The sequence below is a fragment of the Pseudomonas sp. XS1P51 genome (genome assembly GCF_054897845.1).
Genome location: NZ_CM142707.1, coordinates 2,809,083 through 2,826,485 on the forward strand (window position 1 = coordinate 2,809,083; position 17,403 = coordinate 2,826,485).

The following is a 17,403-nucleotide window of genomic DNA, read 5'->3' on the forward strand; positions in this document are numbered from 1 at the left end:
ATCGCAGCCTCGTTTCACTCGACAGCTCCTACAGATGATGTGAACAGGGGATTACAACGAGATGCTGAATTATCGACAGCTGCATTACTTCTGGGTGGTGGCCAAGACCGGCAGCATCGTGCGCGCCTGCGAGCAACTGAACCTGACACCGCAAACCATCAGCGGGCAGATCTCGTTGCTCGAACAAACCTACGGCATCGAGCTGTTTCGCCGGGTTGGTCGACAGTTGGAACTCACCGAAGCCGGGCGTCAGACCCTGCCCTACGCCGAGCAGATGTTTCAGCTGGGAGGTGAACTGGAATTGATGCTGCGGGCGCAACCCAATGAACAGCAGATTCTGTTTCGAGTAGGCGTGGCGGATGTGGTGCCAAAATCCATCGTCTATCGCCTGATCGCGCCGACCATGGAGCTGAGCGAGCCGCTGCGCATTACTTGTCGCGAAGACAAACTGGAACGCCTGCTCGCCGACCTGGCGATCCAGCGCCTGGACCTGGTGATCTCCGACAGCCCGATGCCGTCGCACCTGGACATCAAGGGCTACAGTCAGAAACTCGGTGAATGCGGGATCAGCTTTTTCGCCACCGCCGAACTGGCGGCACGTTACGGCCAGGATTTCCCGCGCAGCCTGCACGGTGCACCGCTGCTGATTCCCGGGCCGGAAACCGTGGTGCGCAGTCGCCTGCAACGCTGGTTCGCCGAGCAGCAGATCCAGCCGCGGATCGTCGGCGAGTTCGACGACAGTGCCTTGATGCAGGCCTTTGGCCAATCCGGCAGCGGGATTTTCATCGGCCCGAGCGTGATTGCCGACGAGATGAAACGCCAATACGGCGTGGAGTTGATTGGCCAGACCGACGCGGTCAGCGAGTCGTTCTACGCCATTTCGGTGGAGCGCAAGGTCAAGCACCCCGGCATTGTTGCCATTACCGAAGGTGCCCGACGCGAACTGTTTACCGAGATGTGATGTATCAGACGCAGACTTCGCGGGGTTTGAAGGTCATCAGCGCCATCGCCAACAGGATCGACACCAGGATAAAAGCGGCCGCCGCGAAACCAAGGCCTTGCAGGCCAACGCTGTCGATCACCCGGCCGCCGACCATGGCACCCAGGCCAATCCCGAGGTTGGCACCGGCGATGTTCAGCGACGCCGCGAATGCCGGCGCCTCGGGGGCAGCCTTCATCAAACGCACGTGACTGACCAGGAACAGCGCCGCTTGCGTCACGCCCCAAATCCCCATCGCCGCCGCCAGGCCAAGCGGCGAATGAATGTTCGGCACCAGCGCAACCATGCCGGCGATCATGAACGCGCAGAACATCACCGAAGCGATCAGCGGGTGACGATCCACCGCGCGACCGCCCAACGAGTTGCCAATCAGCCCGACCGCACCGAAGCCCATCAGGCACCAACCGACCACCGTGCCGTTGAACCCGGCCAGCCGCTCAAGGATGTCGGCCAGATAGGTGTAAGCGGTGAACATGCCGCTGAACACCAGGATCGACAGCAGCACATGGCCCAGCATCAGCGGGCTGCGCAGGATCCTGAACTGCGAACGGAAACTCACCTGATGCTGATGCAAGTTGGTTTTCGGCAGGTAGATAAACAGCAGCAGCGCCTTGGCAAACGCGATCACCGCCAGAATGCCGAAGGCACTGCGCCAGCCGAACGCATCGGAGATCAGCGTGCCCACTGGGATGCCGAACACCGTGGCGCAGACAATCCCGAAGCCGATCTTGGCGATGGCCCGTCCGGCGTAGTCCGGCCCGACGATGTCCACCGCCGTCTCACTGGCCAGGGCCCAGAACACCGGCAAGCCCAGCGCCGGAATCAACCGGGCGATGGCCATCACCCAAATGTTCGGGGCAAACGCCGCGAGGGTGTTGGCCAGGCCGAACATGATCAGCACGCTGATGAACAGCTTGCGTCGTTCGAACCTGGCGAAGTACGCGGTCAGGAACGGCCCGAACGCCGCCACGGTGAAGGCGAACAGGGTCACCAGCAAACCCGCTTGCGGGATGCTGACCGCCAGGTCTCGGGCGATGGCCGGCAGCAGGCCGACGATGATGAACTCCGTGGTCAGCACCGTGAAACCGGCGGCGGACAACAGAAGGATGGGCAGCAGCATGCAGAACTCCAGAAAACGACGACACCAGCGATAGCCCGAAGGCCCACTGGCAGAACATGAAAATGAGGATGGCGAATCTTAACAGAGTGTTCCCGATCAGGGTTGCACGAACCTGCCGATCGCGTTGAACGTTCGGGCGGCAGATCGTCACAGGTCTGAAAGACGAAGACCACGCTGTGATAAAGTCCGCGCCCCGCGATACGTACACCCTATTCATCGGCCAGTTCCTGGCATTGATGTCGCGATACCCCCGCACCTAAAAATCAGAGATGCCGTTTTATGACCGCTTCATCCCCTTCGTTATTGCAACGCTTGAAACGCCTGAGCCTGGTCACGCAGATCATTATCGGCCTGATCGCCGGGATTGCCCTGGCGCTGGTCGCGCCGGACGTGGCGAACTCCACCGCATTCATCGGCAAAGTGTTCGTGGCGGCGCTTAAAGCGGTCGCGCCGATCCTGGTGTTCGTGTTGGTCATGGCGTCGATCGCCAACCACAAGCACGGCCAGGAAACGCACATCCGGCCCATTCTGTTTTTGTATCTGCTGGGTACGTTCGCTGCCGCTGTGGTCGCGGTGGTTGCCAGCATGATGTTCCCGTCGAGCCTGGTGCTAGCCACTCACGACGTCGCGGTCAGCGCGCCGGGCGGTATCAGCGAAGTGCTGCAAAGTCTGTTGCTCAGCGTGGTCGACAACCCGGTCAGCGCGCTGATGAACGCCAACTTCATCGGCATTCTGGCCTGGGCGATCGGCATGGGCGTTGCCATTCGCCATGCCGGCGACACGACCCGCGAAGTGCTCGGCGACCTGTCCAATGGCGTGACCCTGATTGTGCGTCTGGTGATCCGTTTTGCGCCGCTGGGGATCTTTGGCCTGGTCGCTTCGACCCTGGCCACCTCCGGTTTCGGCGCCTTGATCGGCTACGTGCATCTGCTGGCTGTGTTGCTGGGCTGCATGCTGTTCGTGGCGTTGGTGATGAACCCGGTCATCGTGTTCTGGAAGCTGCGTCGCAATCCGTATCCGCTGGTGATCACGTGCTTGCGCGAAAGCGGCATCACCGCATTCTTCACCCGTAGCTCGGCGGCGAACATTCCGGTCAACCTGGAATTGAGCAAACGCCTGGGCCTTCACGAAGACACCTACTCGGTGTCGATCCCGCTCGGCGCCACCATCAACATGGCCGGAGCGGCGATCACCATTACCGTGCTGACCCTGGCGGCCGTGCATACCCTGGGCATTGCGGTCGATGTTCCGACGGCCATTCTGCTGAGCGTCGTCGCGGCGATCTGTGCGTGCGGCGCTTCGGGTGTGGCGGGCGGTTCGTTGCTGCTAATTCCACTGGCGTGCAGCCTGTTCGGCATTCCGAGCGAAATCGCCATGCAGGTGGTGGCGGTCGGTTTCATCATCGGGGTGTTGCAGGACTCGGCGGAAACCGCGTTGAATTCTTCGACTGATGTGCTGTTTACCGCGGCGGCTTGTCTGGGTGAGGACGAGAAAGCCCAGCGTCTGGCGTAACGAAGATCAAAAGATCGCAGCCTCGTTTCACTCGACAGCTCCTACAGGGATAAGTATTTCAATGTAGGAGCTGTCGAGTGAAACGAGGCTGCGATCCTTTGATTCACCCAAAAAAAGCCCGCCAAGGCGTAAACCTTGGCGGGCTTTTTTGTACCTGGGCGGTTTAGAACGCGCCCATGTAATCGCGCTTGCCCACTTCCACACCGTTGTGACGCAGCAAGGCGTACGCGGTGGTGACGTGGAAGAAGAACTGCGGCAGACCGTAGCTCAGCAGGTAAGCCTGGCCGGTGAAGCGCTTCTCTTTCGGCGTGCCTGGACGGGTAACGATCTCGATACCTTCCTTGCCGTTGATTTGTTCAGGCTTGATCTCGCCGATGTAAGCCAGGACCTTGGCGATCAGCGCTTGCAGTTCGGCGAAGGTGGTTTCGGTATCGTCGTACTTCGGCACGTCGATCTCGGCCAGACGCGAAGAAACACCCTTGGCGAAATCAACGGCGATCTGCACCTGACGCACCAGCGGGAACATGTCCGGGTACAGACGGGCTTGCAGGAAAGCGTTCGGATCGATGTTCTTGGCGGTGGCGTGGGCTTCGGCCTTGTTCAGCACGTCGCTCAGGGCGTTGAGCATTTGTTTGAAAACCGGAACGGAAGCGTCGTACAGGGAAATAGTCATGGCAGTCTCATGGTGTGGCAGGAGGGAAACGTCGGCCGATTATAGCCATGCGTGTCCCTCCTGCGGCGTGTCTTTTATCCGCTGATCAGTGGGTGGACATGCCGGCCGCATGCATCAACAGCCGCAATGCCCCCGCCACCACGCCCAGGGCCAGCACACTGCCCAGCCAGATCAGCACCAGCCACCCAAGGCGCCGATACCAACGGCACGGTTCCGGTTGACGCGAATTAATGGTAGCCATCGCCGATCCTCACTTTGCCGCGGAACACGTAGTAACTCCAGACGGTGTACATCAGGATGATGGGGAGAATGAACAACGCCCCGATCAAGATGAACAACTGACTGGTGGCTGGCGATGCCGCCGCCCACAGGCTGATGGAAGGCGGCACGATGTTCGGCCAGATACTGAACGCCAGGCCGATGTAGCCCAGGAACACCAGCATCAAAGTGAAGGCGAACGGCCAATGGGTGTGGCGCTGACGCAAGGTCTTGAGCAGCCCGAACATCGCCAGCAGGGCCAGCACCGCCAGCGCGCCGAACACCGCCAGGTGCGCGTCGGCAAACCAGCGCGTGGCGATCTCCGGGTGCAGGATCGGCGTCCAGACGCAAATCACCCCGATCACCGCCAGCAACAACCAGGCCAGAGGGCGGGAGAACAGGCGCATCCGCGATTCCAGCATGCCCTCGGTCTTGACCAGCAACCAGGTGCTGCCCAACAGCGCGTAAGCCACGATCAGACCGACACCGCAGAACAACGGAAACGGCGCCAGCCAGTCCAGCGTGCCACCGGCGAACTGCCGATCGACCACCGGGATGCCGGCAATGTAAGTGCCGATGACCACACCTTGGGAGAACGTCGCCAGCAGCGAACCACCGATAAACGCCATGTCCCAGATGTGGCGTTTTTCAGGGCTGGCCTTGAAGCGAAACTCAAACGCCACGCCGCGAAAAATCAACCCGCACAACATCAGGATCAGCGGCAGGTACAACGCTTCCAGAATCACCGAATAGGCCAGCGGGAACGCGCCATACAGCGCCGCGCCACCCAGCACCAGCCAGGTCTCGTTGCCGTCCCAGACCGGTGCGACGGTGTTCATCATCACATCGCGTTCTTTTGTGTCCGGGATCAGGGGAAACAGAATGCCCAACCCCAGATCGAAACCGTCCATGATCACGTACATCATCACGCCGAAGGCGATGATCACGCCCCAGATCAGCGATAAATCGATACCTTGAATACCCATGTCTCAACTCCCCTTCTTCAATTGGCGCGGGCGTCGGTTTCGAGGCCTTCGGCGTCGGCGGACAACGGCCGGCGTGGCGTGATCACCTGCCCGGGATGGCCCGCCGCCGAATGCTCGTGATGAGGCTGCGGCCCTTTGCGCACCAGTTTCATCATGTAGCCGATACCCACCGTGAACACCGAGAAATAGATCACCACGAACAGCGCCAACGAGATGCTCAACTGCATGGCGGTGTGATGGGACGCGGCATCGGCGGTGCGCAACAGGCCGTACACCACCCATGGCTGACGGCCCACTTCGGTCGTGATCCAGCCGGCCAGCATCGCGATCAAACCGCTTGGCCCCATCCACAACATCAGGCGCAGGAACCAGCGATTGCGGTAGATGGCGCCACTGCGGCGCAAGGCCAGGCCCAGCACACCGGCCAGCACCATCAACATGCCCAGGCCGGCCATGACGCGAAAACTCCAGAAGATAATCGTCGCGTTGGGTCGGTCTTCTTTCGGGAAGCTCTTGAGCGCAGGGATCTGCTTATCCAGGCTGTGGGTCAGGATCAGGCTGCCCAGATAAGGAATCTCCAGGGCATAACGGGTTTTCTCCGCCTGCATGTCCGGAATGCCAAACAGCACCAGCGGCGTCGCCTCGTTACCGTTGTTTTCCCAGTGCCCTTCAATGGCGGCGATTTTCTCCGGTTGATGCTCCAGGGTGTTCAAGCCATGAGCGTCACCGACCACGGCCTGAATCGGGCAGACGATCAACGCCATCCACAACGCCATCGACAGCATTTTGCGCACTTGCCTGGTGTCATTGCCGCGCAGCAGATGCCACGCCGCCGAGGCGCCGACAAAAAACGCGGTGGCCACGAACGCCGCAATCGCCATGTGCGCCAGGCGGAACGGGAACGACGGGTTGAACACAATGGCCAACCAGTCCAGCGGCATGACGCGGCCATCGACAATCTCGAAACCCTGGGGTGTTTGCATCCAGCTGTTGGACGCGAGAATCCAGAAGGTCGAAATCAACGTGCCAATGGCGACCATGACCGTCGAGAAGAAATGCAAGCCGCGCCCTACCCGGTTCCAGCCAAACAGCATGACCCCGAGGAAGCCAGCTTCAAGGAAGAACGCCGTGAGCACTTCATAGGTCAGCAGCGGCCCGGTGATGCTCCCGGCAAAGTCCGAGAAGCGACTCCAGTTGGTGCCGAACTCGTACGCCATGACCAGCCCCGAGACCACGCCCATGCCGAAGTTGACGGCAAAGATCTTCGACCAGAAATGGTAGAGATCACGATACGTATCGTTGTGGGTTTTCAGCCAAAGACCTTCAAGCACCGCCAGAAAACTGGCCAGCCCGATAGTGATGGCGGGAAAGATGATGTGGAACGAAACCGTGAACGCGAATTGAATTCGCGCCAGGTCCAGTGCCTCCAGGTTAAACATGATGAACATCCTCATCGATGCTGAAAAAAAAGCGGCACACGGTCGGGCCACCGTCAAGCCGTAAGGCCTGCAGCCAACAAAGGTTGAAAGGTTTGCGGTGAAACCGGAGCGGCGCTCGCCACTCCGGTTTGAACTACGCGACGGAAGACATGATCACGTTACTGGCGCCCGCCTGTTCGAGCCGGATGGCCACGAACTTGGAGGTCGGGGTGAACGTGCGATCACCAAAACTTTCCAGCGGCACCAGCGGGTTGGTTTCCGGGTAATAAGCAGCCGCCTGGCCGGATGGAATGTCGTAGGCGATCAAGGTAAAACCGCTGACCCGACGCTCGCGATCATCGTCCCAGAGTGCGACCAGATCGACTTTCTGCCCCGGCTCGAAGCCGAGTTTGCGAATGTCCTGCTCGTTCACAAAGATCACATCGCGCATGCCGTAGACCCCGCGATACCGATCATCCAGGCCGTACAACGTGGTGTTGTACTGGTCGTGAGAACGCATGGTCTGCAGGATCAGATGCGGTTTCACTTCCAGGTCGCGCACGCCTTGGCTGATCAGATGCTCCGGCAATACGCTGGCCGTGAATTGGGCTTTGCCGGTCGCGGTTTTCCAGACGCGGTTCGACGCGTTGTTCGGCAAATGGAAACCGCCCGGGTGCAGCAACCGTTGATTGAAGTCCTGGAAGCCAGGAATGGTGTCGGCAATCATGTTGCGGATGCGGCCGTAGTCACCGATGGCCCAGTTCCAGTCGATCGGATGTTTGCCCAGTGTGGCGGCGGCGATCCCGGCGATGATTGCCGGCTCCGAGCGCAGGTGCACGGACTTGGGTTTCAACTGGCCGTGGGAGATGTGGATCATGCTGAACGTATCTTCCACGGTGACGCCTTGCGCCCCTTCGTCTTGCAGGTCGATGTCGGTGCGGCCCAGGCACGGCAGAATCAGCGCCTCACGCCCGGTCACCAGATGGCTGCGGTTCAGCTTGGTGGCGATGTGCACCGTGAGGTCGCATTTGCGCAGGGCGTCATGGGTGCGCGGGGTGTCCGGGGTGGCTTGAGCGAAGTTGCCGCCCTGGGCGATAAACACTTTCGCGCGCCCCTGTTCCATCGCGGAAATCGCCATCACGGTGTTGTGCCCATGTTCGCGCGGCGCCTTGAACGAAAAGCGTTTTTCCAGCGCATCCAGCAACTCGACCGGTGCCAGTTCGTTGATGCCCATGGTCCGGTCGCCTTGCACGTTACTGTGACCGCGCACCGGCGACAGGCCGGCGCCGGGACGACCGACATTACCGCGCAGCAACATCAGGTTGATGACTTCCTGCAGCATCGGCACCGAATGCGTGTGTTGGGTCAGGCCCATCGCCCAGCACATGATCACGGCTTTGGCCTTGGCGTACATGCGTGCGGCGAGTTCGATGTCGGCCAGGGTCATGCCGGACTGCTGCTCGATGTGTGCCCAGGTGGTGGCGTCGACTTCGGCCAGGTAGGCGTCCATTCCCGAGGTGTGTTCCGCGATGAAGGCGTGGTCGAACACCGGCTCGCCCCCCGTGGCTTGTGCTTCGCGCTCCCACTGCAGGAGGAACTTGACCATGCCGCGCATGACTGCCATGTCCCCGCCCAGCGCCGGACGGAAGTAGGCGGTGTTGGTCGGCTCGGAGCCGTTCATCAACATCTCGATCGGATGCTGTGGATGCTGGAAGCGCTCCAGCCCGCGCTCTTTGAGCGGGTTGATGCAGATCACCTGCGCCCCGCGCTTGACCGCTTCGCGCAGTGGTTCGAGCATCCGCGGGTGGTTGGTGCCGGGGTTCTGGCCGATGACGAAGATCGCGTCGGCATGCTCCAGGTCGTCAAACACCACGGTGCCTTTGCCCACGCCCAGGCTTTCGATCATGCTGACGGCGCTGGCTTCGTGGCACATGTTGGAGCAGTCCGGAAAGTTGTTGGTGCCGTAGGCCCGCACGAACAACTGGTAGAGAAATGCAGCTTCGTTGCTGGCCCGGCCCGAGGTGTAGAACTCGGCCTGATCCGGCGACTCCAGCGCATTGAGGTGCCTGGCGATCAGGGCAAACGCTTCGTCCCACGTGGTTTCCACGTAATGATCGGTCGCCGCGTCGTAGCGCATCGGATGGGTCAGTCGCCCCTGATACTCCAGCCAGTAATCACTTTGCTCGGACAGGGTCGATACGGTGTATTTGTTGAAGAAGGCCGGGTTCACCAAGCGACCGGTCGCTTCCCAGTTAACGGCCTTGGCACCGTTTTCGCAGAACTTGACCATGCCGCTTTCCGGCGACTCGCCCCAGGCGCAACCGGGGCAGTCGAAGCCGCCGTTCTGGTTGGTCTTGAGCATGGCGCGGATATTTTTCAGGGCATTTTCGCTGCCCAGCCAGTTCTTGGTAACACTGATCAACGCGCCCCAACCAGCAGCGGCGCCCTTATAAGGCTTATAACGGTCGACTTGAGACATGGTTCTTCTCCGTGACATTGCACACAGGCTTCGACCTGATTCAGGTCTTTGTTCGAATGACGGAGCAAGAATATGAATAGGGTTTAAATATTGTCTAATCGCTATTAATGACCACATTATCGAAAAGATCTATCACGGATTTTTTATATTAAAAATCAATAGATTAAACAATATTAAAATAACTTTTATGCGAAAAATAATCCGTCATAGACCCTGTCGATCACTTGGTCATAAATAGTGATTGGACGGCCTTCCAAGTTGTTCTTAGTCTGCGCTCAACAAATCCGTTAATGACGGAATATCCATTCAAAAGTGCACTGGTCACCGCGACCAGGATCGCCAAGCGAGGCTGTCATGTCAGAGCGAGTCTTGATCGATGGGTTCTCCAGACGTGTGGACTATCTGCGGATGTCTGTCACCGATCGTTGTGACTTCCGTTGCGTGTATTGCATGGCCGAAGACATGCAATTTCTGCCACGCCAACGGATCCTGACCCTGGAAGAAATTTATCAACTGGCCGAAAGCTTCGTGGCGTTGGGTACGCGCAAAATCCGCCTGACCGGCGGCGAGCCGCTGATCCGCCCGGGCGTGGTGCAACTGTGCGAAAAGATCGCCGCCCTGCCCGGTCTGCGCGAATTGTGCATGACCACCAATGGTTCGCAGTTGGGCAAACTCGCAGGCCCGTTGTTCGATGCCGGGGTCAAGCGGCTCAATGTCAGCCTCGACAGCCTGGACCCGCAACGCTTTCGTGAAATGACCCGCACCGGTGATCTGGCGCAGGTCATCAACGGCATCGACGCCGCCAACCAGGCCGGATTTCGCCACACCAAACTCAACTGCGTGGTGATGAATGGGCGCAACGATCATGAGATCAACGACCTCGTGAGCTTTGCCATCGACCGCCAACTCGACATCTCGTTTATCGAAGAGATGCCCTTGGGCATCATCCACGAGCACAGCCGCGCGGAGTCGTTTTACTCCAGTGCCCAGGTGCGAGAGCGCATCGCCGAACGCTACACCTTGATCGAGTCCGCGGAGTCGACCCAGGGTCCTTCGCGCTACTGGCGCCTGGCGGAAGCACCGGAGATTCGCCTGGGCTTCATTTCCCCACACAGCCACAACTTTTGCGGCACCTGCAATCGGGTTCGGCTGACCGTCGAAGGTCGCCTGCTGCTGTGTCTGGGCAACGAACATTCCGTCGATCTCAAGGCGGTGCTGCGCAGCCATCCCGGGCAACCCGAACGCCTGGAAAAAGCCATCATCGAAGCCATGAAGCTGAAACCCTACCGGCACAATTTTGAAGTCAACGACGACGTACAGGTTGTTCGCTTCATGAACATGACAGGCGGCTGAAGACCATGATCGTGAGACCCAAACCCAATCTGATCGGCGTCCTGACGTCACTCAAGGGTTCGATCGCCAAACGAATTGCCTGGCGCAGCCTGATGGTAACGTTGCTCGCCTCGGCCATCGTACTCGTGGAGACATTGCACCCCAGCTATTTTTCCAAGGTCAGCGCCACGCCGTTCACCCTGCTGGGTTTGTCGTTGTCGATCTTCATGAGCTTTCGCAACAACGCCTGTTATGACCGCTGGTATGAAGCGCGCAAAGCCTGGGGCGACGTGATGGTCGAGATCCGCTCGATGATTCGCGAAACCCAAGTCATCAAGGACGCGCATGAGCGCCATACAATCCTGCGTAACCTCTGCGGTTTCGCCCATGCGCTCAACGCCAAGCTGCGTTCGGAAAATGAACTGGACGCAGGTTGCGACTGGCTTGAGCCCATGCCATCGAGCAACGCACCGGACATCAGCGGGCGCATTTTGACCCAGGTCGGCCAACAGTGTTCGGCACTCGCTGAGTCGGGCGCAATCAACGAGTGGCGCTACACGCTCATGGCCAATCACCTGGCGAATTTGACCCGGTCTCAGGCCGTCTGCGAACGAATCAAACAGACCCCACTGCCCTTCCCCTACACTTTGTTGCTGCACAGAACCATCTACCTGTTCTGCATCTTGCTGCCCTTCGCCATGGCCGAACCCCTGGGCTGGCTGACGCCGATTTTCACCGCCATTGTCAGTTACACGTTTTTCGGTCTGGATGCGATTGGCGATGAACTGGAAGACCCGTTCGGCCGCGATGAAAACGACCTGCCCACCGATGCCATCGTGCGCACCATCGAGCGTGACGTGCTGGCGGCGCTGGGTGCGACGCAGCTGCCACCGAGGCTGGAGCCGGTTGATTTTGTGCTGGGTTGATCGGGTCGGTGTTTTTCAGCGGTGACCAGCGCTCCGCAAATCCGGGCGAACGCAGAACCTGTGGGAGCGAGCCTGCTCGCGATTGGCCGGCACATTCAGTATCTATGTCGACTGACAGACCGCCATCGCGAGCAGGCTCGCTCCCACAGTGTTTTTTTGTCGCTCACGTATTTTTAGAACAACTCGCTGAACGGAATAAACCGCACCGTGTCACCGATTTCCAGGGTGCGTCCTTCCGGAATTTCGGCCAGACCATCCGCCCAGGAAGCGCCCTGCAACACGCCAGAGCTCTGGTTCGGATAGAGCAAGGCCCGCCCCGCCGCCACCTTGACGCGCAGATATTCCCTGCGGCTTCCAGCCTTCGGCCAGGCAAAGCCGACGCTGATCGGGAAGCTCAATGGCGTGACTTCCTCAACACCCTGGATCCGCAACAGGTACGCCCGGGCCAACAGCCCAAAAGTCACCAGCGCCGAGGCCGGATTACCTGGCAAGGCGATGACCGGCACGCTGCCAAAGTGCCCCACCGTCAGTGGTTTTCCCGGTTTGATCGAAAGTTTCCAGAGCAACGGCCTGCCGCCTTCACGCAGCACCTGCCCGAGACAATCGGCATCACCTGCAGATACGCCGCCGGTGGTGAGTATCAGGTCTGCCGCGTGCTGCAACTGTTCAAGCTTGAGCCGGGTCTGTTCGGGCCGGTCAGGGAGAATACCGGCATCGATCGCCTCACAACCCAATGCACTCAACCAATGGCTCAACAAGGTGCGGTTGCTGTTGTAGATGCTGCCGGGCTTGAGCGGCATCCCCGGCTCGACCAGTTCATCACCCGTGGAAAGCAGCGCGACCCGTGGCCGCCGCACGACCTGCAGCTGCGTAACGCCCTGAGCGGCGGCGACCGCCAGTTCGAAAGGCCCCAGGCGCGTGCCTGCACGCAGTAAAACCTCCCCGGCCCGGTTCTCCTGGCCTTGCGGTCGAATGTTCTGACCAGCCTTCAAGGTTTGCTTGAAACTGACGCGGGCGTCGTCCAGAACCTCGACGTTCTCTTGCATCTCGACACAGTTGGCGCCCTCCGGCACGGGCGCTCCGGTGAAGATGCGTGCGCAGGTTCCCGGCAGCAATGGTTCGGGGGCCTGACCGGCAAAAATGTGTTGCAACACCGCTAACGGCTCGCCGTCCCAGTCGTCCACATTCAACGCATAACCATCCATGGCGCTATTGGGCCAGGGCGGCAGATCCAGGGTCGCGACCAGGTCATTGGCCAGCACCCGTAGTCGTGCGGCACTCAGGGGAACGGGCTCGTTTTCGTTGAGACGTTGGGTCTGCGCCATCGCCAGCAGCCTGGCGACGGCCTCCTCGACCGGCATCAGCGGTGACGGACTCATCCCCGAGGCCCGCAGGCTTGCACCGGTTTGAGGTGCGGCACGAAATTGCACGGTCTGTGGCGGGCGTCGAGTTGCTCGGCAAGGATGCCTTCCCACGCGGTTCGACACGCGCCGGTCGAACCCGGCAGGCAGCACACCAACGTACCGTTGGCCAATCCGGCCAAGGCCCGACTCTGAACCGTGGACGTGCCGATATCGAGGATGGAAATCGCCCGGAACAACTCTCCAAAGCCGTCGATCTGTTTATCCAGCAGACAGGCCACCGCCTCGGGTGTGCTGTCGCGGCCGGTAAACCCGGTGCCCCCGGTAATCAGCACCACTTGAATCCCTTCATCGGCAATCCAGTTGGCGACCTGTGCGCGGATTTTATACAGGTCGTCCTTGAGCAGGTTTCGTTCACTGAGGGTGTGACCGGCTTCCAGTAATCGACTGACCAGTAATTGCCCGGAGGTGTCATTGGCATATTCACGGGTATCACTCACGGTCAGCACAGCAATATTCAAGGGGAAAAATAACGCATCCGATTTCACGCTCATGTCATTCTCCGGCAGATATCAATTAAATAACTTTCAGAGACTAAATGGCTTTAATCAGCATTGTCTAATCACCCTAACCAACCAGACTATCGAGCGCCTCTATCAAAAAAATAAGTGAGTGTTAATTATAAAAACCCAACAGTGATAGAGCTGATCGATTGTTCCTTAAATACTGCTGATTGGACGCACGACAATGACAGTGAGATCGTTTGACCCTCACGCTATCCGCCAACCCGTGCGTGTTCGGCATCTGAGTCAATACTTACCTCACATTCCTCCCTCAGCAGGTGCCATCGTGGACATCAAACAACTCAAGTTCCTGATCGCCTTGGAGCAGACCCGACACTTCGGGCAGGCTGCTGCACGCTGCCACATCACCCAGCCCACCCTGTCCATGCGCCTGCGCAATCTCGAGGATGAACTGGACCTGGTCCTGGTCACCCGAGGCCAGCGCTTCGAAGGTTTTACCCAGGCCGGTGAACGCGTGCTGGCATGGGCCAGAACCTTGCTGGCGGCCCACGACGGGCTGTTCGCCGAAGCCGCGGCGTGTCGCGGCCAACTGGTCGGCAGCCTGCGCCTGGGCCTGGTTCCGCTGAGCAACTTCAATCCGGTCAGCTACATCCAGGGGCTTTCCCACCGTTTTCCAGAGCTCAAATACAGCCTGTCGTCCATGAGCTCGGACCAGATCATCGAAGGTCTGGGTAACAACCAGCTGGACCTCGGCGTCTGCTACCTCGACCACGTGAATCCGAATTACTTCGAGTTTTTCGAAATCGGCGAGACCCGCGTCGGCCTGCTCTACGACACGCGTCACTTCCATTTCGAAGGCACGGAAATGAGTTGGGAGGATGCTGCCGAGCTGCCACTGGGGATGCTCAGCAATGGCATGCATTACCGAAAATCCATCGACCTGAGCTTCCGCAGTCGCGGGCTCAACCCGCAGCCGATCATGGAAAGCGATTCCACCTATCAGTTGCTGCAGGCGATTCACGAAGGTTTTTGCTGCGCCATCATGCCGCTGGACAGTGGCCTGGAAACGCCTATCGAGCATCTGGCCTTTATCAACCTGCCTGACGCCAGTGTGCTTGCCCCTCTGGGCCTGGTCATGCGCAAAACCGAACCGCGCTCGGCGATTGCCGAGAAATGTTTTGCTGAGGCCCGGAAGTTGCTGACCACGACCGACTGACAACTTCGCCGTTATCATTGATAGCGGCGAATGTTTTTTCTTCCTCCGTTTAACCCCTAACTAAAAACAAACCAATCAATACTTTATCTCGATGATAGAAATCGCCGATCACTGCATCGGAACAAGCGATTGGACGCAATAAACAGTTCTCCGTAGCCTGAACTAAATCCAGCGCTTCGAGGGTGTTTTCATGCTTTGCCAAGTTGAACAATCACGCGAACAAAGTGATGCGAATGCACCTGCACCGATGCCGCTGAATGTGCCTTTTCGAGAATACGATACGAGCGCGTCCGTCTCTCAAGCTGCATTGGCCTCCGAAATCGCCTTGGCCATCACCTACAACGGTCTGAGCCAGGCCGTGATGATGGTGTCGCCCGGCAACATCGAGGATTTCATCCGCGGTTTCAGCGTCAGCAACGACATCGTCGAAGACCTGAGCGAGATCTACGATATCCGTCTCACGCATTTCGACCAGGCCTGTCAGGCGGACGTGCAGATCTCCAGCCGTGCTTTCTGGGCGCTGAAGAATCATCGCCGGCAAATAGCGGGAACCAGCGGCTGCGGATTGTGCGGTGTCGAGGCGCTGGAGCAGGCACTGCCGCAACTCGACATTATGGACCCCGTTCCCCTCCCTGCCGCAGAGCACTTCAGCGGCATACGCGAGCGCATCGAACAGGCTCAGCAGATGGCGCGCAGCAGTGGCGCACTGCATGCGGCGTTGTACTTCGACGCCCATGGCTCGGCGCGTTTGTGCCGCGAAGACATCGGTCGCCACAACGCGCTGGATAAATTGATCGGCGCGCTGCAGCACGCTGGGATCGACCCGCGTTGCGGCTTCACGGTCGTGACCAGCCGCTGCAGCCTGGAACTCATTCACAAAGCCGTCAGGGCGAAGCTTGGCACGCTGGTCAGCCTGTCGGCGCCCACCGCATTGACCGTGCAGTGGGCCATCCGGCACCGCCTCAACCTGATCCACGTGCCCCATCGAAACGCGCCGCGCATTTACAGCCCGGCTTAACGCCTCCACGCGATTACCGCTCTCCTGAGCGCAGGATCCCGACATGACCGAAACCTCCGATACCCCGCCCGACACGCTGACTCACCTCGACCGGCAAGGCCACGCGCACATGGTCGATGTGAGTGACAAGACATCCACCGAGCGCGAAGCCAGGGCCCAGGCCTGGGTCCGTATGCGCCCACAGACCCTGAAACTGATTCAGGCGGACGGACACCCCAAAGGCGATGTCTTCGCCGTCGCCCGGATCGCGGGCATCCTGGCGGCGAAAAAGACCCACGAATTGATCCCGCTCTGCCACACCTTGCTGCTCAGTTCGATTCATCTCGAACTCAAGGCCTGTGAGCCCGACAGTGTGAAAATCGTCAGCACGTGCCGCCTCACGGGCCAGACCGGCGTCGAGCTGGAAGCACTGACCGCCGCCAGCGTGGCCGCGCTGACCATCTATGACATGTGCAAAGCGGTGGACCGGGGCATGGTCATCAGCGACATCCGCCTGCTCAGTAAACAAGGTGGCCGGTCGGGGACGTTTGAATGGGAGGACGCACAATGATTCTGATCAGCTACTTCGCCCGCTACCGCGAGCAGCTGCAACTGGGTGGTGAAAAATTGCCACTGACCGCCTCACTCAAGAACATCGATGACGTGCGCCAATTGCTGATCGCCCGGGGTGGGGTGTGGGAAAACGTCCTGGGTGAGAGCAACCTGATGTGTGCGCTGAACCAGGAGCTATGCCATCTGGATCAGGCGGTCGAAGACTTCGACGAGATCGCCTTTTTCCCACCGGTCACCGGGGGTTGAAGCATGACCGTTCGAATCCAGCGCGATGTGTTCGACATCGGGCAACTGATCGAAGCCCTGCACGGGAACAATCCTGGCGTGGGCGCCGTGGTCAATTTTGTCGGCTACGTTCGTGACATCAACGAGGGTCACGAAGTCTCCAGCCTGTTTCTCGAGCACTACCCGGGCATGACGGAAAAGTCCTTGCAGCAAATAGCCTACAAGGCCAGCGACCGCTGGCCACTGAACGCTGTCGAGATCGTTCACCGGATCGGCCATCTGGATGTCGGTGAACCCATCGTGTTTGTCGGCGTGAGCAGCCAGCACCGTCACGCGGCATTCGAGGCCTGTGCGTTCATCATGGACTATCTCAAAACCGAAGCGCCGTTCTGGAAACGCGAAGAGATTGAGGGCGGCGTACGCTGGGTGGCCGCCCGAGGCAGCGACCGCGCCGCGGTTGACCGCTGGGTAGACGCAGATGAATGAACAATGGCCGGTCACCACAACGCTGGACGCCAGTGGCCTGCGCTGCCCATTGCCATTGCTGAAGGCGAAGCTCGCGCTGAACGAACTGACGCCGGGACAAGTCCTTGAGGTGATTGCGACGGACGCCGGATCCCGGCGCGACTTTGGGGTATTCGCCAACCTTTCCGGCAACCGCCTGCTCAAACAACAGGTCAGTGACGGACGCTATTACTACTGGATTCGCAAGAAGTCTGGCTAGATAGGCTGCAATTGCGCGAATGTCTGCCAATATTCCCGCATCGCCATTATTTTGTTGGCTGGCAGTACAGGCAAACGCG

Annotated in this window: 18 protein-coding genes; 10 read left to right on the top strand and 8 right to left on the bottom strand. The window is 59.5% G+C overall.

Annotated features, from left to right (window positions below; all coding sequences use genetic code 11):
- Positions 1-61 precede the first annotated feature (61 nt).
- Positions 62-961 carry a transcriptional activator NhaR gene (nhaR, locus tag ACYZUD_RS13065; protein WP_462024366.1) on the top strand — a complete coding sequence of 300 codons (900 nt, stop codon included), beginning with the start codon at positions 62-64 and terminating at the stop codon, positions 959-961.
- A gap of 4 nt (positions 962-965) precedes the next feature.
- On the opposite strand, the gene ACYZUD_RS13070 is transcribed toward nhaR, so the two are convergent.
- Entirely contained in the window at positions 966-2,120 is a 1,155-nt protein-coding gene (locus ACYZUD_RS13070; protein WP_462024367.1) for an MFS transporter, read from the bottom strand.
- 279 nt (positions 2,121-2,399) lie between these two features.
- Here ACYZUD_RS13070 and sstT point away from each other — a divergent pair, with 279 nt between their 5' ends.
- Positions 2,400-3,632, top strand: coding sequence for a serine/threonine transporter SstT (gene sstT / locus ACYZUD_RS13075; protein WP_462024368.1), 1,233 nt, complete (start codon positions 2,400-2,402; stop codon positions 3,630-3,632).
- 163 nt (positions 3,633-3,795) lie between these two features.
- Here sstT and ACYZUD_RS13080 read toward each other — a convergent pair whose 3' ends face one another.
- From ACYZUD_RS13080 to ACYZUD_RS13100, 5 genes are all read right to left on the bottom strand, one after another.
- Entirely contained in the window at positions 3,796-4,305 is a 510-nt protein-coding gene (locus ACYZUD_RS13080) for a DUF1993 domain-containing protein (RefSeq protein WP_462024369.1), read from the bottom strand.
- Between the two features lie 85 nt (positions 4,306-4,390).
- Positions 4,391-4,546 carry a DUF2474 domain-containing protein gene (locus tag ACYZUD_RS13085; RefSeq protein WP_462024370.1) on the bottom strand — a complete coding sequence of 52 codons (156 nt, stop codon included), beginning with the start codon at positions 4,544-4,546 and terminating at the stop codon, positions 4,391-4,393.
- On the bottom strand, positions 4,533-5,549 hold the full coding sequence (gene cydB / locus ACYZUD_RS13090) for a cytochrome d ubiquinol oxidase subunit II (protein WP_462024371.1): 1,017 nt from the start codon (positions 5,547-5,549) through the stop codon (positions 4,533-4,535). Before cydB ends, ACYZUD_RS13085 begins: the two co-directional genes overlap by 14 nt.
- A 17-nt stretch (positions 5,550-5,566) precedes the next feature.
- A complete protein-coding gene (locus ACYZUD_RS13095; protein ID WP_462024372.1) occupies positions 5,567-6,988 on the bottom strand; it encodes a cytochrome ubiquinol oxidase subunit I in 1,422 nt (473 codons plus the stop codon).
- Between the two features lie 133 nt (positions 6,989-7,121).
- On the bottom strand, positions 7,122-9,446 hold the full coding sequence (locus ACYZUD_RS13100) for an FdhF/YdeP family oxidoreductase (RefSeq protein WP_462024373.1): 2,325 nt from the start codon (positions 9,444-9,446) through the stop codon (positions 7,122-7,124).
- Positions 9,447-9,800: 354 nt separating this feature from the next.
- Between ACYZUD_RS13100 and moaA the strand changes: the two genes are divergently transcribed.
- The gene (moaA, locus tag ACYZUD_RS13105; protein WP_462024374.1) at positions 9,801-10,799 is read left to right on the top strand and encodes a GTP 3',8-cyclase MoaA; all 999 of its coding nucleotides are present in this window, start codon (positions 9,801-9,803) and stop codon (positions 10,797-10,799) included.
- 5 nt (positions 10,800-10,804) lie between these two features.
- Positions 10,805-11,704 carry a bestrophin family protein gene (locus tag ACYZUD_RS13110; RefSeq protein WP_462024375.1) on the top strand — a complete coding sequence of 300 codons (900 nt, stop codon included), beginning with the start codon at positions 10,805-10,807 and terminating at the stop codon, positions 11,702-11,704.
- 173 nt (positions 11,705-11,877) lie between these two features.
- Here ACYZUD_RS13110 and ACYZUD_RS13115 read toward each other — a convergent pair whose 3' ends face one another.
- Both ACYZUD_RS13115 and moaB read right to left on the bottom strand, forming a co-directional pair.
- Positions 11,878-13,083, bottom strand: a complete 1,206-nt coding sequence (locus ACYZUD_RS13115) for a molybdopterin molybdotransferase MoeA (RefSeq protein ID WP_462024376.1) — start codon at positions 13,081-13,083, stop codon at positions 11,878-11,880.
- Positions 13,080-13,619, bottom strand: a complete 540-nt coding sequence (gene moaB / locus ACYZUD_RS13120) for a molybdenum cofactor biosynthesis protein B (RefSeq protein WP_462024377.1) — start codon at positions 13,617-13,619, stop codon at positions 13,080-13,082. The genes ACYZUD_RS13115 and moaB overlap by 4 nt, the downstream gene beginning before the upstream one ends.
- A gap of 295 nt (positions 13,620-13,914) precedes the next feature.
- Between moaB and ACYZUD_RS13125 the strand changes: the two genes are divergently transcribed.
- The 6 genes from ACYZUD_RS13125 to ACYZUD_RS13150 all read left to right on the top strand — a co-directional run bounded on the left by ACYZUD_RS13125 (position 13,915) and on the right by ACYZUD_RS13150 (position 17,324).
- Positions 13,915-14,805: a LysR family transcriptional regulator gene (locus ACYZUD_RS13125; protein ID WP_462024378.1), complete on the top strand. Its 891-nt coding sequence runs from the start codon at positions 13,915-13,917 to the stop codon at positions 14,803-14,805.
- A gap of 190 nt (positions 14,806-14,995) precedes the next feature.
- Positions 14,996-15,823 carry a formate dehydrogenase accessory sulfurtransferase FdhD gene (locus ACYZUD_RS13130; protein WP_462024379.1) on the top strand — a complete coding sequence of 276 codons (828 nt, stop codon included), beginning with the start codon at positions 14,996-14,998 and terminating at the stop codon, positions 15,821-15,823.
- A 43-nt stretch (positions 15,824-15,866) separates the two neighbouring features.
- Positions 15,867-16,373, top strand: a complete 507-nt coding sequence (moaC, locus tag ACYZUD_RS13135; RefSeq protein WP_462024380.1) for a cyclic pyranopterin monophosphate synthase MoaC — start codon at positions 15,867-15,869, stop codon at positions 16,371-16,373.
- Positions 16,370-16,621: a MoaD/ThiS family protein gene (locus ACYZUD_RS13140; protein WP_462024381.1), complete on the top strand. Its 252-nt coding sequence runs from the start codon at positions 16,370-16,372 to the stop codon at positions 16,619-16,621. The genes moaC and ACYZUD_RS13140 overlap by 4 nt, the downstream gene beginning before the upstream one ends.
- Before the next feature lie 3 nt (positions 16,622-16,624).
- Complete coding sequence (gene moaE, locus ACYZUD_RS13145; protein WP_462024382.1) at positions 16,625-17,086, top strand: molybdopterin synthase catalytic subunit MoaE; 462 nt, start codon at positions 16,625-16,627, stop codon at positions 17,084-17,086.
- On the top strand, positions 17,079-17,324 hold the full coding sequence (locus ACYZUD_RS13150) for a sulfurtransferase TusA family protein (RefSeq protein WP_462024383.1): 246 nt from the start codon (positions 17,079-17,081) through the stop codon (positions 17,322-17,324). The genes moaE and ACYZUD_RS13150 overlap by 8 nt, the downstream gene beginning before the upstream one ends.
- The last annotated feature ends 79 nt before the right edge of the window (positions 17,325-17,403 follow it).